The sequence below is a fragment of the Acidovorax sp. Root70 genome, assembly GCF_001428225.1.
Lineage (GTDB): Bacteria > Pseudomonadota > Gammaproteobacteria > Burkholderiales > Burkholderiaceae_C > Acidovorax.
Window position 1 is genome coordinate 146,593 of record NZ_LMHQ01000008.1, and the last position, 25,330, is coordinate 171,922.

22 protein-coding genes are annotated in these 25,330 nt (G+C 66.8%); 15 read left to right on the forward strand and 7 right to left on the reverse strand.

Annotated elements, in window-relative coordinates:
• Positions 1 to 64: 64 nt before the first annotated feature.
• The gene (locus ASD94_RS06220) at positions 65 to 1,030 is read right to left on the reverse strand and encodes a tripartite tricarboxylate transporter substrate binding protein BugE (protein ID WP_056640033.1); all 966 of its coding nucleotides are present in this window, start codon (positions 1,028 to 1,030) and stop codon (positions 65 to 67) included.
• Positions 1,031 to 1,216: 186 nt separating this feature from the next.
• Here ASD94_RS06220 and ASD94_RS06225 point away from each other — a divergent pair, with 186 nt between their 5' ends.
• On the forward strand, positions 1,217 to 2,122 hold the full coding sequence (locus tag ASD94_RS06225; protein ID WP_056640036.1) for an AEC family transporter: 906 nt from the start codon (positions 1,217 to 1,219) through the stop codon (positions 2,120 to 2,122).
• Positions 2,119 to 2,766 (forward strand): GDSL-type esterase/lipase family protein, encoded by a 648-nt coding sequence (locus tag ASD94_RS06230; protein ID WP_056640039.1) that lies wholly within the window; start codon positions 2,119 to 2,121, stop codon positions 2,764 to 2,766. Before ASD94_RS06225 ends, ASD94_RS06230 begins: the two co-directional genes overlap by 4 nt.
• Before the next feature lie 90 nt (positions 2,767 to 2,856).
• On the opposite strand, the gene queG is transcribed toward ASD94_RS06230, so the two are convergent.
• Positions 2,857 to 3,936: a tRNA epoxyqueuosine(34) reductase QueG gene (gene queG / locus ASD94_RS06235; protein ID WP_369818038.1), complete on the reverse strand. Its 1,080-nt coding sequence runs from the start codon at positions 3,934 to 3,936 to the stop codon at positions 2,857 to 2,859.
• Here queG and tsaE point away from each other — a divergent pair.
• The 3 genes from tsaE (at position 3,919) to ASD94_RS06250 (ending at position 6,350) form a co-directional block, all read left to right on the forward strand.
• A complete protein-coding gene (tsaE, locus tag ASD94_RS06240) occupies positions 3,919 to 4,449 on the forward strand; it encodes a tRNA (adenosine(37)-N6)-threonylcarbamoyltransferase complex ATPase subunit type 1 TsaE (protein WP_056640131.1) in 531 nt (176 codons plus the stop codon). The two genes, queG and tsaE, sit on opposite strands and share 18 nt — an antisense overlap.
• 6 nt (positions 4,450 to 4,455) lie before the next feature.
• A complete protein-coding gene (locus tag ASD94_RS06245) occupies positions 4,456 to 5,889 on the forward strand; it encodes an N-acetylmuramoyl-L-alanine amidase (RefSeq protein ID WP_056640043.1) in 1,434 nt (477 codons plus the stop codon).
• 119 nt (positions 5,890 to 6,008) lie between these two features.
• Complete coding sequence (locus ASD94_RS06250) at positions 6,009 to 6,350, forward strand: cupin domain-containing protein (RefSeq protein WP_056640046.1); 342 nt, start codon at positions 6,009 to 6,011, stop codon at positions 6,348 to 6,350.
• A 34-nt stretch (positions 6,351 to 6,384) separates the two neighbouring features.
• On the opposite strand, the gene ASD94_RS06255 is transcribed toward ASD94_RS06250, so the two are convergent.
• The gene (locus ASD94_RS06255; RefSeq protein ID WP_056640048.1) at positions 6,385 to 7,962 is read right to left on the reverse strand and encodes a methyl-accepting chemotaxis protein; all 1,578 of its coding nucleotides are present in this window, start codon (positions 7,960 to 7,962) and stop codon (positions 6,385 to 6,387) included.
• Positions 7,963 to 8,194: 232 nt separating this feature from the next.
• On the opposite strand from ASD94_RS06255, the gene ASD94_RS06260 reads away from it, so the two are divergent.
• Positions 8,195 to 8,434 carry a glycine zipper 2TM domain-containing protein gene (locus ASD94_RS06260; protein ID WP_056061634.1) on the forward strand — a complete coding sequence of 80 codons (240 nt, stop codon included), beginning with the start codon at positions 8,195 to 8,197 and terminating at the stop codon, positions 8,432 to 8,434.
• Positions 8,435 to 8,559: 125 nt separating this feature from the next.
• Here ASD94_RS06260 and ASD94_RS06265 read toward each other — a convergent pair whose 3' ends face one another.
• Positions 8,560 to 9,207 (reverse strand): DedA family protein, encoded by a 648-nt coding sequence (locus ASD94_RS06265; RefSeq protein ID WP_056640051.1) that lies wholly within the window; start codon positions 9,205 to 9,207, stop codon positions 8,560 to 8,562.
• 103 nt (positions 9,208 to 9,310) lie between these two features.
• Here ASD94_RS06265 and mutL point away from each other — a divergent pair, with 103 nt between their 5' ends.
• Positions 9,311 to 11,398 carry a DNA mismatch repair endonuclease MutL gene (mutL, locus tag ASD94_RS06270; protein ID WP_056640054.1) on the forward strand — a complete coding sequence of 696 codons (2,088 nt, stop codon included), beginning with the start codon at positions 9,311 to 9,313 and terminating at the stop codon, positions 11,396 to 11,398.
• Between the two features lie 67 nt (positions 11,399 to 11,465).
• Positions 11,466 to 12,146, forward strand: coding sequence for a hypothetical protein (locus ASD94_RS06275; RefSeq protein ID WP_056640057.1), 681 nt, complete (start codon positions 11,466 to 11,468; stop codon positions 12,144 to 12,146).
• Between the two features lie 105 nt (positions 12,147 to 12,251).
• Here ASD94_RS06275 and ASD94_RS06280 read toward each other — a convergent pair whose 3' ends face one another.
• Positions 12,252 to 13,415: a glycerophosphodiester phosphodiesterase gene (locus ASD94_RS06280; protein WP_056640060.1), complete on the reverse strand. Its 1,164-nt coding sequence runs from the start codon at positions 13,413 to 13,415 to the stop codon at positions 12,252 to 12,254.
• 275 nt (positions 13,416 to 13,690) lie between these two features.
• Here ASD94_RS06280 and gdhA point away from each other — a divergent pair, with 275 nt between their 5' ends.
• The 3 genes from gdhA (at position 13,691) to ASD94_RS06295 (ending at position 17,278) form a co-directional block, all read left to right on the forward strand.
• Positions 13,691 to 15,034 (forward strand): NADP-specific glutamate dehydrogenase, encoded by a 1,344-nt coding sequence (gene gdhA / locus ASD94_RS06285; protein WP_056640063.1) that lies wholly within the window; start codon positions 13,691 to 13,693, stop codon positions 15,032 to 15,034.
• Between the two features lie 152 nt (positions 15,035 to 15,186).
• A complete protein-coding gene (locus ASD94_RS06290; RefSeq protein ID WP_056640066.1) occupies positions 15,187 to 16,320 on the forward strand; it encodes a PilT/PilU family type 4a pilus ATPase in 1,134 nt (377 codons plus the stop codon).
• Positions 16,321 to 16,444: 124 nt separating this feature from the next.
• Positions 16,445 to 17,278 carry an alpha/beta hydrolase gene (locus tag ASD94_RS06295; RefSeq protein ID WP_056640134.1) on the forward strand — a complete coding sequence of 278 codons (834 nt, stop codon included), beginning with the start codon at positions 16,445 to 16,447 and terminating at the stop codon, positions 17,276 to 17,278.
• An 8-nt stretch (positions 17,279 to 17,286) separates the two neighbouring features.
• Here the strand turns inward: ASD94_RS06295 and ASD94_RS06300 are convergent, their stop codons facing one another.
• The gene (locus tag ASD94_RS06300) at positions 17,287 to 18,672 is read right to left on the reverse strand and encodes a serine hydrolase (RefSeq protein WP_108626901.1); all 1,386 of its coding nucleotides are present in this window, start codon (positions 18,670 to 18,672) and stop codon (positions 17,287 to 17,289) included.
• A gap of 235 nt (positions 18,673 to 18,907) precedes the next feature.
• On the opposite strand from ASD94_RS06300, the gene ASD94_RS06305 reads away from it, so the two are divergent.
• The 3 genes from ASD94_RS06305 to ASD94_RS06315 are packed head-to-tail and all read left to right on the forward strand — an operon-like array spanning position 18,908 to position 21,784.
• The gene (locus ASD94_RS06305) at positions 18,908 to 20,149 is read left to right on the forward strand and encodes a multidrug effflux MFS transporter (protein ID WP_056640069.1); all 1,242 of its coding nucleotides are present in this window, start codon (positions 18,908 to 18,910) and stop codon (positions 20,147 to 20,149) included.
• Positions 20,136 to 21,137 carry a tRNA (adenosine(37)-N6)-dimethylallyltransferase MiaA gene (gene miaA / locus ASD94_RS06310; protein ID WP_056640071.1) on the forward strand — a complete coding sequence of 334 codons (1,002 nt, stop codon included), beginning with the start codon at positions 20,136 to 20,138 and terminating at the stop codon, positions 21,135 to 21,137. The genes ASD94_RS06305 and miaA overlap by 14 nt, the downstream gene beginning before the upstream one ends.
• Positions 21,134 to 21,784 carry an ABC transporter ATP-binding protein gene (locus tag ASD94_RS06315; protein ID WP_056640074.1) on the forward strand — a complete coding sequence of 217 codons (651 nt, stop codon included), beginning with the start codon at positions 21,134 to 21,136 and terminating at the stop codon, positions 21,782 to 21,784. The genes miaA and ASD94_RS06315 overlap by 4 nt, the downstream gene beginning before the upstream one ends.
• A gap of 150 nt (positions 21,785 to 21,934) precedes the next feature.
• On the opposite strand, the gene ASD94_RS06320 is transcribed toward ASD94_RS06315, so the two are convergent.
• Positions 21,935 to 22,363: an Hsp20/alpha crystallin family protein gene (locus tag ASD94_RS06320; RefSeq protein ID WP_056640077.1), complete on the reverse strand. Its 429-nt coding sequence runs from the start codon at positions 22,361 to 22,363 to the stop codon at positions 21,935 to 21,937.
• Between the two features lie 160 nt (positions 22,364 to 22,523).
• Here ASD94_RS06320 and ASD94_RS06325 point away from each other — a divergent pair, with 160 nt between their 5' ends.
• Positions 22,524 to 25,220 carry an ABC transporter permease gene (locus ASD94_RS06325; RefSeq protein ID WP_156391361.1) on the forward strand — a complete coding sequence of 899 codons (2,697 nt, stop codon included), beginning with the start codon at positions 22,524 to 22,526 and terminating at the stop codon, positions 25,218 to 25,220.
• The last annotated feature ends 110 nt before the right edge of the window (positions 25,221 to 25,330 follow it).

A 25,330-nucleotide genomic window follows, 5' to 3' on the forward strand; every position in this document is an offset into this window, starting at 1 on the left:
TGCATTCAGCTCCACGGGCACAAAAAAGCCGCCCGCAGGCGGCTGGGGATGGAAGCGGTGGCTTTTATTCCAGCGTCAGCTTCTGCTTGACGACCACATCCTTGTAGACCGCGAACTCGGCCTTGATCTGCTCGGCAAACTGCTCGGGCGTGTTGCCGATCACGAGCGAACCCGTGTCTTCGATGCGCTTCTTCACAGCCGGGTCTTCCAGGGCCTTGCGCACACCGGCGTTGATCTTGTCCACCACATCCTTGGGCAGGCCCTTGGGGCCCACGATGCCGTAGTAGGCCATGCGGTTCACCGGCTCCAGGCCCAGTTCCTTGAAGGTGGGCACATTGGGCAGGGCCGCTACGCGCTGGGGCGCTGCGACGACGATGGGCACCAGGCGGTTTTCCTTGATGAAAGGCAGCGCAGAGGGCAGGTTGTCAAAAATCATGGGCACCTGGCCCGCCACGGTGTCGTTCAGGGCCGGGCCCGCACCGCGGTAGGGGATGTGCGTCACGAAGGTGCCCGAGAGGTTCTTGTACAGCTCCATCTGCAGGTGGCCAATGCCGCCCGTGCCGGACGACGAGTACGAATACTTGCCGGGCGACTTCTTCAGCTCCGCCACGAACGACTTGTAGTCCTTGGCCGGGAAGCTGGGGTTCACCGCAATGATGTTGGGCGTGGCCGCGATGTTGATGATGGGCGAAAAGTCCGTCAGCGGGTTGTACGGCGTCTTGGGGTTGATGGCAGGGTTGGCTGCGGTGGTGGACACCGTGGCCACGCCCAGCGTGTAGCCGTCGGCCGTGGCGCGGGCGAGTTCGGCCGCACCCACAATGCCGCCGCCACCAGCCTTGTTGTCCACGATCACGCTCTGGCCGAGCACGCGGCCCAGCGGCTCGGCGATCACGCGCGCAATGATGTCGGTGGTGCCACCAGGTGCAAAGGGCACCACCAGCCGGATCACCTTGTTGGGGTAGCCTTGTGCGGCGGCGGATCCAGCGGCGGCTGCCAGTACGGTCAGCGCAAGCCATTGACGACGATGCATGGAAATCTCCTTCGTGCGGGGTAACAACAAACAGCGCCGATGGTATGCCCAACACCCGGCAAACCGCCCTGCGGATTCCACATAAGGGCTAACCCTAAAAACCGAGCGGGTCGGCAGCCCGCCCTGCGCCAATCAACCGGCAGGGAGCCCCCTGGCGGCTTGCCATGCATCAAGTATTCTCGGTGTGTGAACTACGCCTTCCTCCTGCTCCCCGACTTTTCCCTCATCTTCCTGGGCTACCTGATCTGCCGGTACACCGCACTGAACCGCTCGGTCTGGCAGCCGGTCGAGAGCCTGGTGTACTACCTGCTGTTCCCGGTGCTGCTGTTTCAGTCCATCGTCAAGAGCCCGATGGACATTGGCGCGGCGTCAGGGCTGATCGGGGCGGGCATGCTGTCGGGCGTGATCGGCATCGCGCTGGCCTACAGCCTGCCGCACTGGCCCTGGCTGGGCAAGCACATCGACGTGCGTGACCACGCGGCCAGCGCGCAGGTGGCGTTCCGCTTCAACTCCTTCATTGGCCTGGCGATTGCCGAGCGGCTGGCGGGCACCCAGGGCCTGTTGATGATTGCCGTGCTGATCGGGGTGTGCGTGCCCCTGTTCAACGTGGCCGCCGTGTGGCCCATGGCCCGGCACGGACAGCACAGCTTTGCGCGCGAGCTGTTGCGCAACCCGCTGATCATCGCCACCGCCTCGGGGCTGGCGGCCAACCTGCTGGGCTTTCAGATCCCCGAATGGGCGGTGCCCACGGTCAGCCGCATCAGCGCCGCATCGCTGGCGCTGGGCCTGATGGCGGCCGGTGCCGGTCTGCAGTTTGGCCTGCTCACGCGGGGCAAGGTACTGAGCGTGTCCGTGCTGGCCATCCGCCATCTGGTGCAGCCGCTGGTGGCGTTTGGCATGGCCCGCATGTTCGGACTCGATGCTGTGCAGACCACCGTGCTGCTGGCATTTGCGGCGCTGCCCACGGCATCGACCTGCTATGTGCTGGCCGCGCGCATGGGCTACAACGGGCCCTACGTAGCGGGGCTGGTCACGCTGTCCACCTTGCTGGGCATGGTGAGCCTGCCGTTTGCGCTGGGGGTGCTGCGATGAACCAGGGTCTGAACCGCAGGCGGCTGCTCGGTGCCAGCCTGGTCGCTGCCTTCGGACTGGCCGCTTGCGGCCGCAAACCGCCGCGTGCCCAGGCGGTACCGGCAGCCGCCACGGTGCTGGCGCTGGGCGACTCGCTCACATCGGGCGTGGGGGCCTCGGCCGACACGGCCTACCCGGCCGAGCTGGCGCGCCTGACGGGCTGGAAGGTGGTCAACGGGGGCGTGTCGGGCGACACCTCGGCCCAGGCACTGGCGCGCCTGCCGGGCCTGCTGCAGCAGCACCAGCCGGCACTGGTCATCGTGGGCATCGGCGGCAATGACTTTTTGCGGCGCCAGAGTGCGGCCACCGCGCGCGCCAACATTCTGCGCATCTGCACCGAAGTCAAGGGCGGCGGCGCCCAGGTGTTGCTGGTGGCCGTGCCCGAGCTGTCGCTGCTGGCCGCTGCCGGCCGCCTGAGCGACCACCCGATGTACGAAGAGATTGCCGAAGAGCTGAAGATCCCGCTGCACGCCAAGGGCTGGTCGAGCGTGCTCGCGCAAGAGCGGCTACGGTCCGACCAGATCCACGCCAACGCCGCCGGTTACGCCGAGTTTGCCCAGGGGCTGGTGGGCACGTTGCGGCAGACGGGGCTGCTGGTGCAGTGAGGCCCCGGCGCCACGGCATTCACTACCATTTTGATAGCTGCCCAGGCATGTTGCACTAGCGCTACCAGGTAATTTCTTTCAAAAACACCCTCAACCCGCATCCAGCGCCCAGGCCACATGCTCCCGCACCAGCGCACTGGCGTCCTCTGCGCGCGACTGCAGCGCAGTGCGCAAGGCCTCGTCGCCGGTGGCGCGCAGCGCATTGCCCAGCGCCACTGCCACGTTGCGCAGCCACCGCTCATGGCCAATGCGGCGAATGGGGCCGCCCTCGGTCATGCGCAAGAAGGTGGCTTCGTCCCAAGCAAACAGGTGCACCAGCTGCTGGCCCGCCAGGCCCTTGCGCTCATCAAAATCGGGCAGGCGGCTGACCTGCGCAAACTTGTTCCAGGGGCAAATCAGCTGGCAGTCGTCGCAGCCATAGATGCGGTTGCCCTGCAGCGGGCGCAGCTCTACAGGGATGGGCCCGGCGTGTTCGATGGTGAGGTACGAGATGCAGCGCCGCGCGTCGATGCGGTGCGGCGCGATGATGGCCTGCGTGGGACAGATGTCGATGCACGCGCTGCAGCTGCCGCAGTGCGCGGTGACGGGCTCACTCTGGGGCAGCGCCATGTCCACATAGATTTCGCCCAAGAAGAACATGGACCCGGCCTCGCGGTTGAGCACCAGCGTGTGTTTGCCGCGCCAGCCTTGGCCGCTGCGCGCAGCCAGTTCGGCCTCCAGCACCGGGGCGGAGTCGGTGAACACGCGGTGTCCAAACGGGCCGATGGCCTCAGCAATGCGGTCGCTGAGCTTTTGCAGCCGCGCACGCAGCACCTTGTGATAGTCGCGGCCCCGGGCGTAAACCGAGACGATGCCCTCCTGCGGGCGCTGCAGGCGGGAGAATTCGACCGCCTGCCAGCCCCCGTGCGTGTCCATGACCGTGTCGCGCGGCAAATAATCCATGCGCGCCGTGATCACGCTCACGGTGCCGGGCACCAGTTCGGCCGGGCGTGCGCGCTTCATGCCGTGGGATGCCATGTAATGCATGTCACCATGGAAGCCCTGCGCCAGCCAGGCCGCAAGACCTGACTCTGCCGCAGACAGGTCCACACCCGCCACGCCGATTTGGGAAAATCCCAGCTCGCGGGCCCACTCCCGAATTTGAGGAACGAGTTGACTGTTGCACCACATACCGGCCAGATTGTAGAAAGCGGCAGCGATGCCCCTGCCGCCCACACCGCCGAACCTACGCGCCAATTCATCTGGCATGGCGAGGAAGACACCAGCGCCTTTGCGCAACGCCTTGCCGCGCAGCCCCTGCTGGCCAACGCCTTCGTGACCCTGCACGGCGACCTGGGAGCGGGCAAAACCACCCTGGTGCGCCACCTGCTGCGCGCGCTGGGCGTGCAGGGCCGCATCAAGAGCCCCACCTATGCGGTGGTGGAGCCCCACGACGCACCAGGCCTTTCGATCTGGCACTTCGACTTCTACCGTTTTGACGATCCGCGCGAGTGGGAAGACGCCGGTTTCAGGGACATTTTTGCCAACCCCGGTCTCAAGGTGGCAGAATGGCCGGAAAAGGCTGCAGCGCTTACTCCGCTTGCAGACCTTGCTATTCACATTGAAGCAACGGATGACACCGAAAGGAAGGTCACGCTGCATGCCCACACAGCCACCGGACGCAGCCTGCTGCAAGCTCTCTGAGACGCCGTGAACCAACCCACCTTGCCTGCCCGCCAAGCCCCCCTGCCCTCGCGCCGCGCCGTGCTGCGCGCCAGCAGCCTGGTGCTGTTGCTGGGCGCACAGCAGATTGCACGCGGCGCCACCATCGTGGCCGTGCGCGTCTGGCCCGCCCCCGAGTATTCGCGGGTGACCATCGAATCCGATGGCGCGCTGGTGGCCAAGCAGTTTTTCGTGACCACCCCACCGCGGCTGGCGGTGGACATCGAGGGCATTGACCTCAGCCCCGAACTGCGCGAACTGGTGGCCAAGGTGAAGCCCGACGATCCCAACATTGCGGGTATTCGCGTCGGGCAGAACGCGCCGGGGGTAGTGCGGCTGGTGGTAGACCTCAAACAGGCGGCCATACCGCAGGTGTTCACGCTGCCCCCCGTGGCAGCGTACCGGCACCGGCTGGTGTTCGACCTCTACCCGGCCGCGCCGGTGGATCCGCTGGAGGCACTGATTGCAGAGCGCCTGCGCGATGCCCCCGCTTCCACGCCCTCCCCGGCAGCCACCACCCGCGCGCCCACGCCGCCTGCGGAGCACGACCCGCTGGGCGACCTGATTGCCCAGCGCGCCAACGGCACCGTGCCCGCGTCACCCCCGGCTGCACCGCCTTTGGTGGCTGCGGCCCCCTCACCAGCCCCCGCCGCGGCCGCCCCCACACGCCCCGGCAACCGCGCCACAGCCACCGAGACCGACCGCATCATCATCGTGGCGCTGGACCCCGGCCACGGCGGCGAAGACCCCGGCGCCATCGGCCCCTCCGGCACCCGCGAAAAAGACGTGGTGCTGCGCGTGGCCCACCTGCTGCGCGACCGCATCAACGCCACCACCATTGGCGGCAACCCCATGCGCGCCTACCTCACGCGCGACGGCGACTACTTTGTGCCCCTGGGCACCCGCGTGCAAAAAGCCCGGCGCGTGCAGGCCGATCTGTTCGTGAGCATCCATGCCGACGCCTTCACCACCCCTGAGGCGCGTGGCGCCAGCGTGTTTGCGCTGAGCCAGGGCGGCGCCTCCAGCACTGCGGCGCGCTGGCTGGCCAACAAGGAAAACCAGGCCGACCTGGTGGGCGGCATCAACGTGCAGTCCAAGGACCAGCATGTGCAGCGCGCGCTGCTGGACATGAGCACCACCGCGCAGATCAACGACAGCCTCAAGCTCGGCACCGTGCTGCTGGGCGAGATCGGCAACGTGGGCAAGCTGCACAAGCCGCGCGTGGAGCAAGCGGGCTTTGCGGTGCTGAAGGCGCCCGACATCCCGAGCGTGCTGGTCGAAACCGCCTTCATCAGCAACCCTGACGAAGAACGCCGCCTGCGCAGCAGCGCCTACCAGGAACAGCTGGCCGACGCGCTGATGCGCGGCATCACCCGCTACTTCGCCAAGAACCCGCCGCTGGCGCGCAGCCGGTCGGTATAGGCCGGGCCGGTCGTCCTCCACGGGGTGGTTCGCCCACCTTGCGCGCGCAGCCAACTGCAGGCACAGTAGCCTTCATCGGCCGGGCGCGCACCGCGCCCCGGCAAGGAAGGAGAACCGCCATGGCACTGCCCCACGCCCTATCTGGCCAGATCGTCAGCGTGCGCCCCCTGGGGGCGCGGCTGGCCGACACCGTCACCACCGCCATCCTCAAAGCGGGCCAGCTTGAGGTCATGCGGGTTGTCCTGCCCGTTGGCAAATCCATGAAAGAACACCAGACACCTGGCGAGGCCACCGTGCAGTGCGTCGAGGGCGTGGTGGAGTTCGTCAGCGAGCAGGGCGTGCAGCAGTTGCACCCCGGCGACTTTGTGCACCTGGCGCCGCGCGCGCTGCATTCCCTGAAGGCCGTGGAGCCTGCCTCACTGCTGGTCACGATGTGCCTCAGGCCTGCTCAGACCGCTTGAGCGGCCGCAGACTGCAAGGGCGATTAGGGCCTGTTCACCCCAGCCGGAACACGCTCACGATCTCTGACAGCCGCGCTGCCTGGTGCTTGAGGCTGTCGGCCGCCGCCGCGCTCTGCTCCACCAGCGCGGCATTCTGCTGGGTGACCTGGTCGAGCTGCATCACTGCTTCGCCCACCTGGCTGATGCCAACGGTCTGCTCGCCCGTGGCGCTGGAGATTTCGCCAATCAGGTCGCTCACCCGCTGCACCTGGGCGACGATGTCTTGCATGCTCTGCCCGGCATTGCTCACCAGCTGGGTACCGTTTTCCACCTTCTCCACACTGGCGCCGATCAGGGCCTTGATCTCCTTGGCGGCCTCGGCGCTACGCTGGGCCAGGTTGCGCACTTCGCTGGCCACCACGGCAAAGCCCCGACCCTGCTCACCGGCACGTGCGGCCTCCACGGCCGCGTTCAGCGCCAGGATGTTGGTCTGGAACGCAATGCCGTCGATCACGCTGATGATGTCGGTGATCTTTCGGGATGCAGCCGAAATGTCCTGCATGGTGGTCACCACCTGGCCCACCACCTCGCCACCCTTGACCGCCGCCTGCGATGCCGAGCCGGCCAGCGTGGCCGCCTTGCGCGCGGTGTCGGCGTTGTTCTTCACGGTGCTGGTGATCTGCTCCATCGAGGCGGCCGTTTCCTCCAGGTTGCTGGCCTGCTCTTCCGTACGCTGGCTCAGGTCGGCATTGCCCATGGCGATCTCGCTGGAGCCCGTGGCAATGCTGTCGCTGCTGTGCCGCACGTCGCCCACGATGCGCACCAGCGAGGTCTGCATGCCCTGCATGGCCCGCATCATCTCGGCCACCTCGCCACGCCCCTGCACCTCGATAGGATGCGACAGGTCGCCCTCGCCAATCCGCTGCGCCACTGCGCTCACCGCCCCCAGCGAGCGGCGGATGCGCTGCACCACCACCCAGGACAGCACCACCAGCAGCGCGAGCCCCGCCACACCGGCCACCAGCACGGTCATGCGGTAGGACCGGATGAGCTCTGCCGCCTCGGCCGCCTGCTCGGCCGAGCGGCGCACCTGGTAATCCACCATCTTGTCGGCAATGGCGTTGTACTTGTCCAGCACGGGCGCAAACGTGCCCAGCGCATAAGCGCGGGCCTGGGCCATGTCGCCCGCCTTTTTCAGCTCCAGCGACTTGTCGCGGGCCTCCAGGTACGACTTGCGAATGGTGGCCAGCTCCTCCTGGATGCGCAGGCCCTCAGGGCTGTTTTCCAGTTCGGTATAGCGTTTTTGCACCTTGCTGGTGTCGGCGGTGGTGGCTGCCACTGCCTCCTTGAAATAGTTCTGCAGGTCGTCGCCCTCGGTCTGGGCGATGGAGAACACCCGCGTGGAATTGACGGCAATGTTGCTGCGCCAGCGCAGCGCCAATTGCAACCGCTCCACCTGCTCAGATGCGAGGTGATCCACCGTGGCCCCCAGATGCTGCACCCGCACCAGGCTCAAAGCCAGGACGACCACCAGCGCCAGCACCGCCACCCCCACGATCAAACCGATCTGCTGCGCCACCGTCAACTGAGCGCCGACGCCCCCCCGGCCGGCCTGCTGGATGTGCTGGGTCATCGCGTGTCCTTGTGTAATTTTGTAAATCAAGGAAATGATCTGCCTGTGGAACGCGATTGGCAACAGCACCGGGCGCAGGGAAACCCTTAGAGCCTGTCCTACAGCCGGCGCCCTCGCCTGCCTACACCGGCGGGCGGCACGACGAGCCACAGTAGAGGCACAGGTCGAGCTTCAGCCGCCACCGCGGATTGGGGTCCACGGCCTGACTCCACAACTATCAAGGAATCTCGCCATGAACATCCGTCACATCCTTCTTGCGACCACCTGCACTGCGGCCCTGGCTCTGGGTGGTTGTGCCTCCAACCCCACCAACGCACAAGTCGGCACCGGCGTGGGCGCCGTGGTCGGCGGCGTTGCCGGCAACGCCATCTTCGGCGGCCCCGTGGGCACCATTGGCGGCGCCGCAGCTGGCGCACTGATCGGCCATGAAGTGGGTGAGGACCGCGATCAGCGTCGCCCCTACCGCCGTTAATCAGTCCGCAGGGCCCTGAGCGCCTTGGCTGATGCCCGTTACACCACTTCAGGCATCAAAAAAGCGGCAGGTGCATGAATCACATGCGCCTGCCGCTCTTCTTTTGGTAGCAAATTAATCGCCGGTCAGGCCGCGCGGGCTTGACGTCCGGCGCGCCATGCGCCAAAGATGGCAATCAGGCCGGGCACAAAAATCATCGCCCAGATGATCTTGTCCAGGTTCTCCTTGACCCAGGCAAAGTTGCCAAAGAAGTATCCGGCCGTGGCAATGCCCAGCACCCAGAGCAGCGCCCCGCCCACGTTGTAGGCCGTGAACTTGGCACGCCCCATTTCGGCCACGCCTGCCACAAAGGGCGCGAAAGTGCGGATGAAGGGCATGAAACGCGCGATCACGATGGTGATGCCGCCGTAGCGCTCATAAAACTCATGCGCCTGGTTAAACGCCCGGCGGTTGAACCAGCGCGAATCCTCCCACTGGAACACCTTGGGCCCAAAGTAGCGGCCGATCGAGTAGTTGCACTGGTCGCCCAGGATGGCCGCCGCCAGCAGCACCGCACACGCCAGCGGAAAGTTCATCATGCCCGCACCGCAGAGTGCACCGACGATGAACAGCAGCGAGTCGCCCGGCAAGAACGGCATCACCACCAGCCCGGTCTCGACAAACACGATGGCGAACAGCAGCGCATACACCCACATGCCGTAGGCCTGCACAAACGCCTCCAGGTACTTGTCCACGTGCAGGATGAAGTCGATGAGAAAAGTGACAAGTTCCATGAAGAAGGGGTCCTGGCGCCGCTAAAAAAGGTGGGCGCATTATCCCCATCGCACCCTGACCCGGCCCGATACCCCTGCGCAGCCCCGCCCTAAAATCACCCGGGTGAACGACACCACTCCCTCCCTCGCTGCGGCGCAACCTGCCTCTACCCCCCCCACCAACGCGCGCCGCCCCATCCGCGATCTGCCCGACGAGCTGATCAGCCAGATCGCGGCCGGCGAGGTGGTGGAGCGCCCGGCCTCGGTGGTGCGAGAACTGGTGGACAACGCGCTGGACGCGGGTGCCACGCAAATCACCGTGCGCCTTTCGGCAGGCGGGGTGCGGCTGATCACGGTGGAAGACGATGGCGGCGGCATTCCGCAAGAAGAACTGCCCGTGGCCCTGCGCCGCCACGCCACCAGCAAGATCACCAACCTGAACGACCTGGAAACCGTGGCCACCATGGGCTTTCGGGGCGAGGCACTGGCTGCGATTGCGTCGGTGTCGGAGATGGCCCTGCTCTCGCGCCCGGCCGCTCAGGCCAGCGCCTTCTTGCTGGACGCCCGCAGCGGCGAGCTGCGCCCCGCCGCACGCAGCACCGGCACCACGGTGGAGGTGAAGGAATTGTTCTTCTCCACCCCCGCGCGCCGCAAGTTCTTGAAGACCGACGCCACCGAGCTGGCGCACTGCATTGAATCGGTGCGCCGCCACGCGCTGGCGCGGCCCGATGTGGGCTTTGCCATCTGGCACGAAGGCAAGCTGGTGGAGCAGTGGCGCGCCACCTTCGTGCCCGGCCAGGGCGATGTGCAGGACGCCCATGACGCGCTGGCACGCCGCCTGTCGGACGTGCTGGGCGAAGACTTCGTCACCCAGTCGGTTGCTGTGCAGCACCGCGTAGGGCCCGTCACCGTCACCGGCCGCGCAGGGCTGCCCGACGCTGCCCGCTCGCGGCCCGACCACCAGTACTGCTACGTCAATGGCCGCTTTGTGCGCGACAAGGTCCTCACCCACGCTGCCCGCAGCGCCTACGAAGACGTGCTGCACGGCCACAAGCAGCCCATCTACGCGCTGTATGTCGAGATCGACCCGGCGCGTGTGGACGTGAACGTGCACCCCACCAAGATCGAGGTGCGCTTCCGGGACAGCCGCGAGGTGCACCAGGCCGTGCGCCATGCGGTAGAGAACGCGCTGGCTGCGCCCCGTGCCGCCGCACTGGCAGCGGCTGCGGCGGCGCCCAACTCCACTCCAGCCGGTGATGCGGAGCATTTCAAGCCCCAGACGCCCCAAGCGCCGGTGTGGAATACCCAGGCCGCTATCAAATTTGAAGAACGTGGTCACCGTGTGGAAGATCTGGCGGCCTTGTGGGCGCCCCGCGGTGCGCCCTCCGCGAGCCCCATGGCTGAGCCAGCGTCTGGCGCTGCAGTGGGCGGGCTGTGGGCACCTTCGGCCCAGGCCGATGCGAACGCAGCGCCCGCGATGCCCGGCGCATCCGGCGCTTCTGCCACGGGGTGGGACGGCGCGCAGCCTGCAGAGGTAGCTGCACCCTCTGCAGCGTCCACGACCGCACCCCTCGCCAGCAACCCGGCCACGGCCTGGCCCGTGGGCCGCGATGGCCAGGAAGCCGCCTGGCCCCTGGGCAAGGCCGTGGCCCAGTTGCACGGTGTGTACATCCTGGCCGAAAACGCCCAGGGCATGGTGGTGGTGGACATGCACGCCGCCCACGAACGCATCGTCTACGAGCGCCTGAAGGCCCAGGTGGACAGCGGCGCGCGCATCGCGAGCCAGCCCTTGCTGATCCCTGCCACCTTCGCCGCCACGCCACAGGAAGTCGCCACAGCCGAAGAGTCTGCCGAGGTGCTGGCCACGCTGGGCCTGGAGGTGGTGCCCTTCTCCCCCAAGACGCTGGCCGTGCGCGCCGTGCCCACCACCCTGGCGCAGGGCGACCCGGTGGAGCTGGCCCGCAGCGTGCTGGCCGAGCTGGCCGCACACGACGCCACCACCGTAGTGCAACGCGCCCGCAATGAAATCCTGGGCACCATGGCCTGCCACGGCGCCGTGCGGGCCAATCGCAAGCTCACCATCGACGAGATGAACGCATTGCTGCGCCAGATGGAAACCACCGACCGTTCCGACCAGTGCAACCACGGCCGCCCCACCTGGCGGCAGCTGAGCATGAAGGAGCTGGACGCGCTGTTCCTGCGTGGACGGTAGCGGCGGGCACCGCACCGCCCGCGACATAGCCAGAGCCCTCTCCTCCAGCCATTGCCCATCGCCCTCCATGACCCCTCGTTGCAGCACCGCTCCTACACCCGCCCTAAACCTGCTGGCGGCCACCACTGCCCTGTGCCTGGCCTGGCCCGCCCACGCCGGGCGCCCCCTGTCCGTGGATGATGCGGGCGTGGACGAGGTGGGCCATGGCCACCTCGAAGTGTGGTGGGAGGGCCAGCGCGGCCAGCCCGGCACGGTGTACATGGCCCCTGCCTTCACCCCCATCGCTGGACTGGAGCTGGGCGCCGTGTTGGCTCGTGACCGCAACGAGCGCCACACCCTGCAAGGCGTGCAGGCCAAGTGGCTGTGGAGCCCCGCGCAAGAACAAGGCTGCAATGCAGGCAGCAGCGCCGGCGTCGTGCACCGGCGCCAAGGTGCCGGGCAGAGCGCAGGCAGCGTGGTGGCGCTCAATCTCATCGGCACCTGCGCCGCGACCTGGGGCGTGGTCAATGCCAACCTGGGCAGCCAGCGCGAGCGCGGCCAGTCCTGGCGCGCCACCTGGGGCGCCTCGGTGGAACGCAGCTGGGGTGCCATCACCCCGCACCTGGAAGCCTTTGGCACCCAGCACAGCGCCCCCACGTTCCAGACCGGCGCCCGGTGGGAATGGGCGCCCGGCAGGCAGCTCGACGCCACCGTGGGCCGCCAACAGGGGCGCACCTTGCTCAGCGTGGGGTTTGCGCTGGGGTTCTGACCATCCACGCACTCCGCCGCATGAAAAAAGCCCGCCAGAGCGGGCTTTTTAACGGCTGCACAGCAAGCGGGCCGCGTTGTAGCGGTCGGTTGCCGTTATGAATTCTCAGTTGTCCCGCGCTGCCTTGGCCGTGTCGGCAAAGTCGCTGAACACGCCGTCCACACCCAGGTTGTAGAACAGCTTGTATTCGGCCTTGGGGTCGCCCTTGAAGTCCGAGGCCAGGCGCTTGGCTTCGTTGCGGAAGGTGTAGGCGTGCACGAACAGGCCTTCGGCGTGGGCGTTCTTCACCACGTCGGTGGGCGCCATCATCACGCGGTCGCGTTCGTCGATCTTGCCGTCGCCATTCAAGTCGTCGGCCTTGCCGTCCTTGTTGGCGTCCACTTGCTTGGAGGGGATCAGGTACGGCTTCCAGGGGCCAATGCCGTCGGCATAGGTCTTGACTTCCTTGAGGCCAGCGGGGGTCAGCAGGCTGGCGAAGGTGCGCGAGTCACCGGCCACGGCAAAGTCATAGGGCTTGTCGTATGGGGCCACCAGCGACATGGTGCCATCGGGGTTCACATCGTCTGCGTCCACCAGCTGCACCAGGCGCACCTGGGTCTTGGTGCGCAGGTACTTGAGGTTGGAGACTTCGAACGACTGGATGATGACGGGCGAGCTCTTGGCGGTGTAGCCGTACTTGGCCAGGATGGCCAGCAGGCGGTCTTCCAGCGGCAGGCCCTGCTTGACATGGTAGGTGGGGTGCTTGGTCTCGGGGTATACGCCCACGGTGCGACCCGCCTTGGCACCTTCGGACTTGGCCAGGTCCAGCACTTCTTCAAAGGTGGGGATCTGGAACTTGCCGTTGTACGACTGGTCACGGTCGGACAGGGGCTGGATGGCGCGCAGGGTCTTGAGTTCGGCCAGGGTGAAGTCGGTGACAAACCAGCCTTCTTCCTCTACGCCGTCAACCATCTTCTTGGTCTTGCGGCTGGCGAATTCGGGGCGGGTGGAGACATCGGTGGTGCCCGTGATGTTGGGCTCATGGCGGGCGACCAGCACGCCGTCCTTGGTGGCGACCAGGTCGGGCTCGATGAAGTCGGCGCCCATGTCGATGGCCAGCTTGTAGCCCTCCAGCGTGTGGTCGGGCCGGTAGCCCGCCGTGCCACGGTGACCGATGACCAGGGGCTTGTCGCCGTTCAACGTGGGGTAAGGATAGTTATCGCTGCCGCCGCAAGCTGCCAGCGTGGCCACCAAGGCCAGCGCTCCCCATTTCACACCAGTGATGTGCATGCTCTTCTCCTCGCTATGTTGTTGGTAGAACCGCCGAACTGTGGGCTCGGCATGTGACAAGGCCATGACCCGTGTTTTGCAAACGCATGACGGCCAGACCGCGCACCAAACGCACCAACATGTGGCAAATACCCGGACCACATTCCCCACCATTGTGCATAGACATCGGCATGAACGTATAACTTTTGGACATAATTCGATGTTGCAGCGCGCCAAACCGGTGCGTTGCTGCCTTCGATGTTGTTGACCCTTTAATGCTGAAAGCCCTTTGAACCATGAAACACGCGACCGCCGAAAGCTTCCTTTCCCACGTGGCGCTCCGCAATCCCGGCCAGCCGGAATTTCTGCAAGCTGTCACCGAAGTGATGGAAAGCCTGTGGCCGTTCATCGCGCAGCACCCGCGCTATGCCGAGCACGGCCTGCTGGAGCGGCTGGTGGAGCCCGAGCGCGTCGTGATGTTTCGCGTGTCCTGGGTGGACGACCATGGCACCGTGCAGGTCAACCGCGGCTACCGCATCCAGCACAGTATGGCCATTGGTCCCTACAAGGGCGGCCTGCGCTTTCACCCGTCGGTCAACCTGTCGGTGCTCAAGTTCCTGGCGTTTGAGCAGACCTTCAAGAACGCATTGACCACGCTGCCCATGGGTGGTGGCAAAGGCGGTTCCGACTTCGACCCCAAGGGCAAGAGCCCTGGCGAAGTCATGCGCTTTTGCCAGGCGTTCGTGACCGAGCTGTACCGCCATGTGGGCCCGGACACCGATGTGCCCGCCGGCGACATCGGCGTGGGCGGCCGTGAGGTGGGTTTCATGGCGGGCATGTACAAGAAGTTGGCCAACAACGCGGCCAGCGTGTTCACCGGCAAGGGCCTGTCGTTCGGCGGCTCGCTGATCCGCCCCGAAGCCACGGGCTATGGCACCGTGTACTTCGCGCAAGAGATGCTCAAGACCCGGGGCCGCTCGTTTGACGGCCTGCGCGTGTCGGTGTCGGGCTCGGGCAACGTGGCGCAATACGCGGTGCAAAAGGCGATGGAACTGGGCGCGAAGGTGGTGACGGTGTCGGACTCCAGCGGCACGGTGGTGGACGAAGACGGCTTCACCCCCGAAAAACTCGCCATCCTGATGGACGTGAAAAACCACCTGTACGGCCGCGTCAGCGACTACGCCTCTCGCACGGGTGTGAAGTTCGGGCCTGGTGTCCGCCCCTGGCATGTGAAGGTGGATGTGGCCCTGCCCTGCGCCACGCAAAACGAGCTGGACGCCAACGACGCCAAGCTGCTCATCCAAAACGGTGTGCTATGCGTGGCCGAAGGTGCCAACATGCCCTCGACCATCGAAGCGGCCAAGGCCTTTGAAGCCGCAGGCGTACTGTATGCGCCCGGCAAGGCCAGCAACGCGGGTGGCGTGGCCACATCTGGCCTGGAGATGAGCCAGAACGCGGCCCGCCTGTCCTGGCCGCGCGAAGAGGTGGACGCCCGCCTGCTGCAGATCATGCAGGGCATCCACGCAGCCTGCCTGCACTACGGCAAGCGGGCTGACGGCAGCGTGAGCTACATCGACGGCGCCAACATCGCCGGCTTTGTGAAGGTGGCCGACGCCATGCTGGCGCAGGGCGTGGTGTAGGGGGAAGGGCCGGGCCTTGGAACGTGTTTGCGTTCCAAGAGCCTGTTCACACAGCAAATCACTGGGGCTTCGGCCCCTTTGTTTTTGGTGCTCAGGGCAGTGCAGGCTATGCTGCACCTGGAAACAAATACGCACACTTTCGGGAGTCCGCCATGGAAATCTTCAGCTTCTTGAACGTCATGGTCGAAAAGGGAGGCTCGGACCTTTTCTTCAGTGTCGGTGCGCCGGTCAATCTCAAGATCGAAGGGGTTACGCACCCGTTGAAGATGCCTGCCTTGCTGCCAGGCCAGGTCAAGCAATTGGCCTACTCGGTGATGAATGAAAAGCAGATCGGCGAGTTCGAGGCCAAGCAGGAGATGAACCTGTCGATCTCGGCCGAGAACCTGGGGCGCTTTCGGGTCAACGTTTTTGTGCAGCGCGGCGAAACCGGCATGGTGGTGCGCTACATCAAGAACAAGATCCCGCCGCTGGCCGCGCTGGGCCTGCCCCAGGTGCTGGAAAAGCTGGTGCTGCGCAAGCGCGGCCTGGTGCTGGTGACCGGCGCCACCGGCTCGGGCAAATCAACCACGCTGGCGTCGATGATCAACTACCGCAACGAGAACGTGACGGGCCACATCCTCACCATCGAAGACCCGCTCGAATTCCTGCACGCGCACAAGCGCTCGGTGGTGGACCAGCGCGAGGTGGGCATCGACACGCAGTCGTACGAAGAAGCCCTGAAAAACGCGCTGCGCGAGGCGCCGGACGTGATCATGATCGGCGAGATCCGCGACCGCAACACCATGAAGCAGGCCATTGCCTATGCCGAGACTGGCCACCTGTGCCTGTCCACGCTGCACGCCAACAATGCCAACCAGGCCATGGAGCGGGTCATCAACTTCTTCCCCGAAGACGCCCACCACCAGCTGCTGATGGACCTGAGCCTGAACCTGGCCGGCGTGATCTCGCAGCGCCTGATCCCCGGCCTGCACGAAAAGCTGGTGCCTGCGGTGGAGGTGATGCTCAACTCGCCCTACATCGCCGACCTGATCGCCAAGGGCGAGTTCTCGGGCATCAAGGAGGCCATGGGCCACAGCACCGAGATCGGCATGTGCACCTTTGACCAGGCGCTGTACCAGCTCTATACCGACGGCCGCATCGCACTGGACGAGGCGCTGCACAACGCGGATTCGCGCACCGACCTGGCACTGCGTGTGCGCCTGGCGGCGGGCGTGACCACGCAGGATGCGGGAGATCTTTCCATCGACACGTCCTCGCCCATGCAGTCGGCCTCCCGGTTGTCGTAACGGCGGGTAGCGACGGTGCCGAGCCAGCGCTCGGCAACGCCGCCTGCTGCCCGACTGCCGGCGGCTTCCTACGGTATCCCCAGCCTCACCGAACTTTTGTGCCTCGGCCAGAATCTGCTGGATGATGAAAAGAGCCCCCCTCCTTGTGTCCCTCGCAGTGGTTGTGGCCGTGAGCGTCGGTTGCGCCACACTCGACGCCAAGCAGCGCGAATGGATCTTCCAGCCCAGCGACCGCAGCTGGGGCGGCGCGCAGTCCACCGAAGGCATGCAGGACGTGTGGATTGACTTCACTTCTGACACCAGCAGCAAGGCCGAGCGCCTGCACGGCCTGTGGCTGCCCCACGGCAAGGCCAGCGCGCCGGTGCTGCTGTACCTGCACGGCGCGCGCTGGAACGTGGCGGGCTCGTCGGGCCGCATCCGGCGCATGCAGGAGCTGGGCTTCTCGGTGCTGGCCATCGATTACCGGGGTTTTGGCCGCAGCAGCGCGGGCCTGCCGTCGGAGGCCACGGCCGTCGAAGACGCCCGCGCCGCCTGGGATTGGTTGGCCGCTCAGCAACCGGGCAAGCCCCGCTACATCTTCGGCCACTCGCTGGGCGGTGCCATTGCCATCGACCTGGCGCGCCAGGTGCCCGACGAGCAGGGCACCATCGTCGAAGGCACCTTCACCAGCATTCCCGACGTGGTCAGCACCTTCAAGTGGGGCTGGCTGCCGGTGTCGCCGCTCATCACGCAGCGGTTTGAATCCATCCGCAAGGTGGCCGACATCGGCTCGCCGCTGCTGGTGGTGCATGGCAGCGACGACAGCCTGATCCGCCCCGCACTGGGCCGCCAACTGTACGAGGCAGCCCGGGAGCCCAAGCAGTTTGTGCTGGTGGAAGGCGGCTCGCATCACAACACGAACTCTGTGGGGCAGCGGCAGTACCGCGAGGCCGTGGCATCGCTGTTTCACCTGAAGTAGGCGTATCGTCAGCGGCGCACCGCCTGCGCCAGCGCCGCCCAGGCCTTGAGGGTGAGCGGGTGGGTAAAGCCTGCCCCCGCTACAGGGTGCGACGACAGCTTGACCACCACCATCTCGGCGGCAGGGTTCACATGGATGAACTGGCCGTGGATGCCCGCAGCCTCGTAGGCACCATCGGCGTTGTGCAGCACCCACCACTGGTTGCGGTAGCTGTAACCGGGCCGAAAGGCCATGCCCCCCATCTTGAACTTCTCGCGGTCACCGCCCTTGGCGGTGTCGTCGATCACGGCCTTGTCAAAAATCTTCTGGCCGTTGAAGCTGCCGCCCAGGCGCAGCATCTCGCCAAACCGCGCCAGGTCGCGCGCCGTGGCGTTAAGGCCTGCGCCCTGCAGGGGCGTACCCACGCTGTCCACCATCACATGGGCGTCTTCCTCGGTGTCCAGCTTTTGCCAGATGTTGTCGCTCATCAGCTCCGCCCAGTGTTTGCCGGTAGCGCGCGACACGATCCAGCCCAGCACCTCCGAATGTACGGTGCGGTACACAAACCCGGCGCCGTGTTCGCCTTCCTTCTTGAGCGTCTTGAGGAAGTCGTACACGTTGGTCGGCCCCTGGTAGCCCGGCGGACGGGGCAGCAGGCCGCTGGACCAGCTGTAGCCAAAGATCTCGGTGGTCGGGTCGGTGTAGACCTCGCGGAAGCGCACGGCGCCCGTCATGTCCATCACATCGCGCACCTTCATGTCGCCCCAGGCCGACTCTGCCAGCTCGGGCACGTACTTGGTCACCAGCGCCTCGGGGTCGATCTTGCCCTCGTGCACCAGCTGCGCCGCCATGAGCCCGGTGAACGATTTGGTGACCGAGAACAGCAGATGCGGCGTGTAGGGCTTCATCTGGTTGTCGTAGCGCTCATACACCACGCGGCCCTTGTGCATCACCACCAGGGCATCGGTGTAGGTGCGGGTGAACCATTGGTCCACCGTGATGGGCTGGCCCTTGTCGTCATCGAATGCCACAGTGCCCAGTGGTCGCGGGTCGGCGGGCAGGGCCGAGGGCGCGGCACCCCCCCTGCGGATATTGCGCGTGGGCTGCAGCTCGCGCAGGTGCTGCACGGCCCAGCGCAGCTGCGGGTATTTGTACGAGTTGCTCAGGTCCACCCGCTGCGCCCCCTCGGGCGGGAAGGTGCTCATGTAGCCCAGCTTGTCCAGCGTCACCGTTTCGGGCGCAGGCAATGCCGGGGCCTGCGCCTGGGCTGGGCCCGCCAAGGCCACACCCAACGCCGCCACGGCGCAGGCAGTTTGCCACAGCGTAGCAGCGGCTGTACTAGAACGCCGGGGCGGTGCAGAGCGCACTGAGGAGGTATGGGGGTACGCCACAGAGGCGCTGTGGATCTTTTGCATGTCTTGTCTCCTCGTTATGTAGTGTTGTGCAGCATCTGGGCGCGGCACCCCTCAGAACAGCGTCCAAGGCCAGTCGGTCCGCCAGCCACCGCGCCGCCATGGTGCTTCGCCCCGCGCTCGCCAGGATGTCACCGGTGCGACCTTTGTCATACACAAATCTGCGCAAGTTCTCACGGGCCCACGGCAATCAACCTGCCAGCGGCGCGCCCACCCCTTCTGGTACGCTCAGACAGATATGTCTGCCCCCTCCGCCACCGCAGCGTCTGCGGCCGCCCCTGTCTCGATCCGTCCCGGCCTGGCCATTCTGGTGCTGGCCCTGCTGCTGTCCATCCAGCCCGTCACCACCGACCTGTACCTGCCCGCCCTGCCCGCGCTCACCCGCAGCCTGGGCGCCCCCATGGCGGCCGCGCAGCTCACGCTCAGCGGGCTGTTGCTGGCGTTCGGTTGCTCGCAAATGGTGTGGGGCCCGCTGTCTGACCGCTTTGGCCGCCGCCCCATCCTGCTGGCAGGGCTCACTATCTACACCGTGGCCTCGCTGGGCAGCGCCTTTGCGCCGACCATGGGGCTGCTCATCCTATGGCGCATCGCCCAAGGGGCTGCCATGGGCGCCGTGGTGATGTGCGCGCGTGCCATCGTGCGCGACCTGTACACCCCACTGGAGGGAGCCCGCGCCATGTCCAAGGCGCTGACGGGGCTCGGCGTCGTGGCCTGTATCTGCGCGCCCATGGGGGGCCTGCTGAGTGAATGGCTGGGCTGGCGCGCTGCGCTGCTGGCCCTCACGGTGTATGCCGTGGTCACGCTGGCGCTGGTGGCCTTGCGCTTGCCCGAGACCCTGGCCCACCGCAACCCGCAGGCCCTGCAGCCCCGTGCGCTGGTGGGCACTTGGCTGCACGTGCTGCGCAACCCCACCTTCTGGGCGTTTTCGCTGCAGACCACCGCCACCTACGGCGGCCTGTTCACGTTTCTGGCGTCGTCCTCGTTCGTTTACATCGATGTGCTGGGCCTCACGCGCACCATGTACGGCTGGGTCATGGCCTCGGCCTGCGTGGCCTACTTTGGGGGCACCTTCGTGTGCCGCGCTCTGCTGGCACGCTTTGGCTTGCAGCGCACGGTGGCCATTGCCGGGGCCTTGAGCGCCGGGGGCGGCACGCTGATGGCGCTGGTGGCCTGGATGGGCTGGCACCAGCCCTGGGCGCTGACGCTGCCGTTCTACCTGTTCATGGTGGGGCATGGCATCCACCAGCCCTGCGGGCAAAGCGGTGCGGTGGGCCCCTTCCCCAAGGCGGCCGGCGTGGCATCGGCGTTGAACGGTTTCATGATGATGCTGGCGGCGTTTGCCATCGGCGGCTGGCTGGGTATGCGGCTCGATGGCACGGTGTGGCCGCTGGTCAATGGCATCTGGTTCTGGTCGGTAGCACTGGCCGTGATCTCGTGGACCCTGGTGCAGAAGTTTGGAGCGCCCCGTGAGCACGCCTGACACCCTCCCCACCATCGCTCTGGCAGGCCCCACCGCATCCGGCAAGACGGCCGGCGCGCTGGCGCTGGCTGCCGTGCTGGGCAAGCAGGGCCGGCCGGTCGAGATCATCAGCGTGGACTCGGCCCTGGTGTACCGGAGCATGGACATTGGCACCGCCAAGCCCACGCCCGACGAGCGCGCTGCGGTGCCGCACCACCTCATCGACATCCGCGACCCGCTGCAGGCCTACAGCGCCGCCGAGTTTGTGCAAGACGCCACCCGGCTCATCGCCGAGATCCGCGCGCGCGGCGCACTGCCGCTGCTGGTGGGCGGCACCATGCTGTACTTCAAGGCGCTGTTTGATGGCATAGACGACATGCCCGCTGCCGACCCGGAGGTGCGCGCCAAGATCGAAGCCCAGGCGGCCGAGCAAGGCTGGCCCGCCCTGCACGCCGAGCTGGCCCGCGTAGACCCGGTAACGGCCGCACGCCTGGCCCCCGGTGACAGCCAGCGCATCCAGCGCGCGCTGGAGGTGTGGCATGTCTCAGGCCAGCCGCTGTCGAGCTTTCACACTATCAAAAAAGTAGCAGACAACACAAACAACACCGGCGCCAGCGCACTCTTTTCCCTGGAACCCGACAACCGGGCCTGGTTGCACGAGCGCATTGCCCAGCGCTTTGACGCCATGCTGGCCGGTGGCTTCATTGACGAGGTAACGGCCCTGCGCGCACGCGGCGACCTGCACCCCGACCTGCCCTCCATGCGCTGCGTGGGCTACCGGCAGGTGTGGGAGGAGCTGGACTTCCAGGCCAGCCGCCCCGCAGGCACGCCATTGAACACCGCCTTCCTGCGCGAGCGCGGCATTGCCGCCACGCGCCAGCTGGCCAAGCGCCAGATCACCTGGCTGCGCAGCATGCCGCAGCGCCACGCCATCGCCTGCGACCAGCCCCATGCCGTGGCCCACCTGGTGCAGGCCGTGCTGAAGCGCCTGGAGCAGCGCACACCATGACGCTGCTGCGTGTGCAGAACCTGGGCAAGCACTACGGCAGCACGCCGGTGTTTGCCAACGTGCAGTTCGCCGTGGCGCCGGGCGAGTTTGTGGCCATCGTGGGCGATTCGGGTGTGGGCAAGTCCACGTTGCTCAACTGCCTGGCGGGACTCGACACCTGGGACACCGGCAGCATTACCCACGGCACCACCGACCTGGGCCAGCTGGACGACACTGCCCGCGCCCTGTGGCGCCGCGCGCAGGTGGGTTTTGTGTTCCAGGCCTTCCACGTGTTGCCGCACCTGGACGTCGCGCAGAACGTGGCCCTGCCGCTGATGCTGCTGGGCCAAAGCGATGTGGCCCGCGTGCAGCACATGCTGGCCGCCGTGGGCCTGGAAGGGTTGGGTACACGGCTGCCGCAGCAGCTCAGCGGCGGCCAGCTGCAGCGTGTGGCCATCGCCCGCGCGCTGGTGCACCGCCCCGCCCTGCTGCTGGCCGACGAGCCCACCGGCAACCTCGACCCCACCACCGCCACGCGCGTGATGGACCTGCTGCTGGCCCAGACGCGCGAGCACGGCGCATCGCTGGTGCTGGTCACCCATTCCGACGCTGCCGCCGCACGGGCCGATCGGGTGCTGCGCCTCACGGCCAGCGGCATCGCCGGTTAGGCCTCGCGCGCGCTCAGCGGAGGCCGCGCGAAGACTTGAAGCGGATCACACAACCCAGCGCAGCGGTTCTGGCTAGGCGCTGCGTCGCAGGCAGTACTTTTAGTACGACAAGACGCAGCAACAACGCCAGAAGGGTTGTGTGAGCCGCGCTTACTCGATGTTCAGCCGCTGCGCCGCCTTGTTCACCTTCTTGGGCAAAGTCAGCGTCAGCACGCCGTTGTCGTACTTGGCCTTGGCCTGCGCGGCGTCCACATCGGCAGGCAGCTGAAAGCTGCGGGCCACAGCGCCAAAGTAGCGCTCGCTGCGCAGCACCTTTTCGCCCTCGCGCTTTTCATCGTGCTGGCGCACCTCGGCGCGCAGGCTCACCACATTGCCTTCGAGCGAGACATGGATGTCCTCCTTGGCCACGCCGGGCACTTCGGCCTGCACCGTGTAGCCGCTTTCGGTTTCCTTCACATCCACCTTGATCTGACTGGGCGAAGGCAGGTTGTCGCCATGCAGCGGGCGCACATAAAAGCCGGGGGCAATGTCCTTGAAAAAGTCATCAAACAGACTGCCGCGGTTCACGAGAGAGTTCATGGTTATGGCTCCTGAAAAGGGGTTGAAACGGACAACTGAGCCTGCGCAGGAGTGCAGACCCTGATGCCAAGATAGGCGCAGCCTTTCAGCACTTCAAGAGGGTGCAAAACGCAAGGTTGATATGCATCAAACGCTGCTGCGCCGGGCCCCTGCGGCCACAATGCAGCCCATGCTCGCCCTGCTCCGCACCTTCTCCTGGCAAGACCTGCGCCACCACCCCTGGCGCAGCGCCGCAGCGGTGGCGGCCGTGATGCTCGGTGTGGCGCTGGCGTTTGCGGTGCATGTGATCAATGCGTCTGCGCTGGACGAGTTCTCGCAGGCCGTGCGCGCCGTCAACGGCCAGCCCGACCTGGAGCTGCGCGCCATGCAAGGCAGCCTGCCCGAGGCGCTGTACGAACGCCTAGCCACCGACCCACAGGTGGCCCGCGCCAGCCCGCTGCTGGAGTTGTCGGCCATGGCGCAGGCAGCCTCCACAACGGGCGCGAATGCAGCGGGCGCCAATGACCCGTCACCTCGCACTCCCACTCCCATCCGCGTGCTCGGCGCCGATGCACTGCTGCTACCCACCATGGCCCCTGCGCTGGTGCCACGCCCCTGGGACAGCGCCGACCGGTTCGCCCTCTTCGCCCCCGCCACGGTGTTCCTCAACACGGCTGCGCTGCAGGCACTGGGGCTGCCTGCCGCTGCGCCTGATGCATCGTCGCCCCTGCCCCGCGTCACGCTGCAGGTGGGTTTGCAGCCAATGCTCACTGTGCAGGTGGCAGGCACCGTGACCGCTGGCGGCGCGCCGCTGGCCGTGATGGACATTGGTGCCGCGCAAGCCCTGTTTGGCCGCGCGGGCGCACTCACCCGCATCGACCTGCAACTGCAGCCCGGCACCGACCGCGCCGCGTGGGAGGCCGCACTGCGCGCGCAGCCCGGCTGGCCCGCCAACCTGGTGCTAGCGCAGCCCGGCGACGCCACCCAGCGCATCAGCAACCTGTCGCGCGCCTACCGGGTCAACCTGACGGTGCTGGCGCTGGTGGCGCTGTTCACCGGGGCGTTTCTGGTGTTCTCGGTGCTGGCCCTCAGCGTGGCGCAGCGCGGGCCGCAGTTTGCGCTGCTGGCCGTGCTGGGCGCCACGCCGCGACAGCGGCTGTCGCTGGTGCTGGCAGAGTCGGCAGCCTTGGGCCTGCTGGGCAGCGTGCTGGGCATCGCACTGGGCACCGCGCTGGCAGCCACCGCATTGCAACTGCTGGGCGGCGACCTGGGCGGCGGCTACTTTGCGGGCGTGCGGCCAGCGCTGCAATGGAGCGCCCCCGCCGCGCTGGTGTACGGAGCACTGGGCGTGGCGGCCGCCTTGGCGGGCGGCTGGTGGCCCGCCCGCGCCGCGCAGACCCTGCCCCCAGCCCAGACCCTGAAGGGCCTGGGTGCCGCAGCCAGCCAGATGGACAAAGGCACCGTTGGTATTGTTTTGATAGCTACCGGGGCACTGCTCACTAGCGCTCCACCCGTATTTGGCATTCCACTGGCCGCGTACGTGGCCATTGCGTTGCTGCTGGTGGGAGGCATTGCCCTGCTGCCCTGGGGCATGGCCCGGTTACTGGCCTGGCTGCAGCCCCTGGCCGCACGCCATGCGCTGCCACTGCTGGCGCTGGAGCGCGCGCGGCGCATGCGCGGCAGCGCGGCCATCGCAGTAGGCGGCGTGGTCGCATCCCTCAGCCTGGCCGTGGCACTGACGGTGATGGTGTCCAGCTTTCGCGGCTCGGTCACGCAGTGGCTGGACGCGGTGCTGCCGTCGCCGCTGTATGTGCGCTCGGCCATCGGTGGGGGTGGCACGGGCGGCGGTGAAGCCGCTTTATTGCCCGCAGGCTTTGCAGAAGCGGTGGCCCAGCTGCCAGGGTTGGACCGCGTGCAGCCCCTGCGCGCCAGCCCGCTGCAGCAGTCCCCCACCCTGCCCGCCCTCACAGTGCTAAGCCGCCCCTTGGGCGATGAGCCAGCGCAGACCCTGCCCCTGGTGGGCGAGGCCCTGCCCGTGCCCCCTGGCCGCACCGGCGTGTACATCAGCGAGGCCGTGGTGGACCTGTACGGCCTGCGCCCCGGCATGGAGTGGCCCGCGCTTTCCAAGGCTTTTAGCGCCCAAGCGCTAGAGAATCATGCGCCAACAGCTATCTTTTACATAGCAGGCATCTGGCGCGACTATGCCCGGCAAACCGGCGCCGTGGTGATGGACCGCGCCGTGTGGCTGCGCCTGACCGGCGACGCCCGCACCAGCGACCTGGCCCTGTGGCCCAGCGAGGGCACCGATGTGCCAGCCCTGCAGTCGTCCATCCGCGCGCTCGCTGCAACGCAAGCCGGCCGCCAGCCCTCCACTGAGGCGGGAGCCGCAACTAGCGACAGCGGCGAGGCCCTGGTGGAATTCAGCTCCGCCGCCACCATCCGCGAGCGCTCGCTGCGCATCTTCGACCGCAGCTTCGCCGTCACCTACTGGCTGCAGGCCGTGGCCATCGGCATCGGCCTGTTCGGCGTGGCCGCCAGCTTCAGCGCCCAGGTGCTGGCGCGCCGCAAGGAGTTTGGCCTGCTCGCCCACCTGGGCCTCACGCGGCGGCAGATCCTGACCGTGGTGGCCAGCGAAGGCGCTGCGTGGACGGCCGTGGGTGCGGCGGCGGGCGTGCTGCTGGGGCTGGCCGTGTCCGTGGTGCTGGTGCACGTGGTCAACCCGCAGAGTTTTCACTGGACGATGGATCTGGCGGTGCCGGGGGGGAGGCTGCTGGGGTTGTGTGCTGCGGTGATCGTGTCTGGCACGGTCACCGCGTGGCTGGCGGGGCGGGCTGCGGCGGGGAGGGATGCGGTGATGGCGGTGAAGGAGGATTGGTAGGTAAGCCAAACTGAATCGCCCCGGCTTCTGCGGAGGCTGTTTGGTTTAAGTCAGCCCACTTCCACAATGGCCTGACTGGCGAGTTGCCGGTAGTAGTTTGCCTCGGCTTC

Bases quoted from the DNA above. Each gene is read 5' to 3' on its own strand.
- ASD94_RS06220 (WP_056640033.1), bottom strand. From the start codon at position 1,030: ATGCATCGTCGTCAATGGCTTGCGCTGACCGTACTGGCAGCCGCCGCT.
- ASD94_RS06230 (WP_056640039.1), top strand. From the start codon at position 2,119: ATGAACCAGGGTCTGAACCGCAGGCGGCTGCTCGGTGCCAGCCTGGTC.
- queG (WP_369818038.1), bottom strand. From the start codon at position 3,936: ATGTGGTGCAACAGTCAACTCGTTCCTCAAATTCGGGAGTGGGCCCGC.
- ASD94_RS06250 (WP_056640046.1), top strand. From the start codon at position 6,009: ATGGCACTGCCCCACGCCCTATCTGGCCAGATCGTCAGCGTGCGCCCC.
- ASD94_RS06255 (WP_056640048.1), bottom strand. From the start codon at position 7,962: ATGACCCAGCACATCCAGCAGGCCGGCCGGGGGGGCGTCGGCGCTCAG.
- ASD94_RS06260 (WP_056061634.1), top strand. From the start codon at position 8,195: ATGAACATCCGTCACATCCTTCTTGCGACCACCTGCACTGCGGCCCTG.
- ASD94_RS06265 (WP_056640051.1), bottom strand. From the start codon at position 9,207: ATGGAACTTGTCACTTTTCTCATCGACTTCATCCTGCACGTGGACAAG.
- ASD94_RS06275 (WP_056640057.1), top strand. From the start codon at position 11,466: ATGACCCCTCGTTGCAGCACCGCTCCTACACCCGCCCTAAACCTGCTG.
- ASD94_RS06280 (WP_056640060.1), bottom strand. From the start codon at position 13,415: ATGCACATCACTGGTGTGAAATGGGGAGCGCTGGCCTTGGTGGCCACG.
- gdhA (WP_056640063.1), top strand. From the start codon at position 13,691: ATGAAACACGCGACCGCCGAAAGCTTCCTTTCCCACGTGGCGCTCCGC.
- ASD94_RS06290 (WP_056640066.1), top strand. From the start codon at position 15,187: ATGGAAATCTTCAGCTTCTTGAACGTCATGGTCGAAAAGGGAGGCTCG.
- ASD94_RS06295 (WP_056640134.1), top strand. From the start codon at position 16,445: ATGAAAAGAGCCCCCCTCCTTGTGTCCCTCGCAGTGGTTGTGGCCGTG.
- ASD94_RS06300 (WP_108626901.1), bottom strand. From the start codon at position 18,672: ATGCAAAAGATCCACAGCGCCTCTGTGGCGTACCCCCATACCTCCTCA.
- ASD94_RS06305 (WP_056640069.1), top strand. From the start codon at position 18,908: ATGTCTGCCCCCTCCGCCACCGCAGCGTCTGCGGCCGCCCCTGTCTCG.
- ASD94_RS06315 (WP_056640074.1), top strand. From the start codon at position 21,134: ATGACGCTGCTGCGTGTGCAGAACCTGGGCAAGCACTACGGCAGCACG.
- ASD94_RS06320 (WP_056640077.1), bottom strand. From the start codon at position 22,363: ATGAACTCTCTCGTGAACCGCGGCAGTCTGTTTGATGACTTTTTCAAG.
- ASD94_RS06325 (WP_156391361.1), top strand. From the start codon at position 22,524: ATGCAGCCCATGCTCGCCCTGCTCCGCACCTTCTCCTGGCAAGACCTG.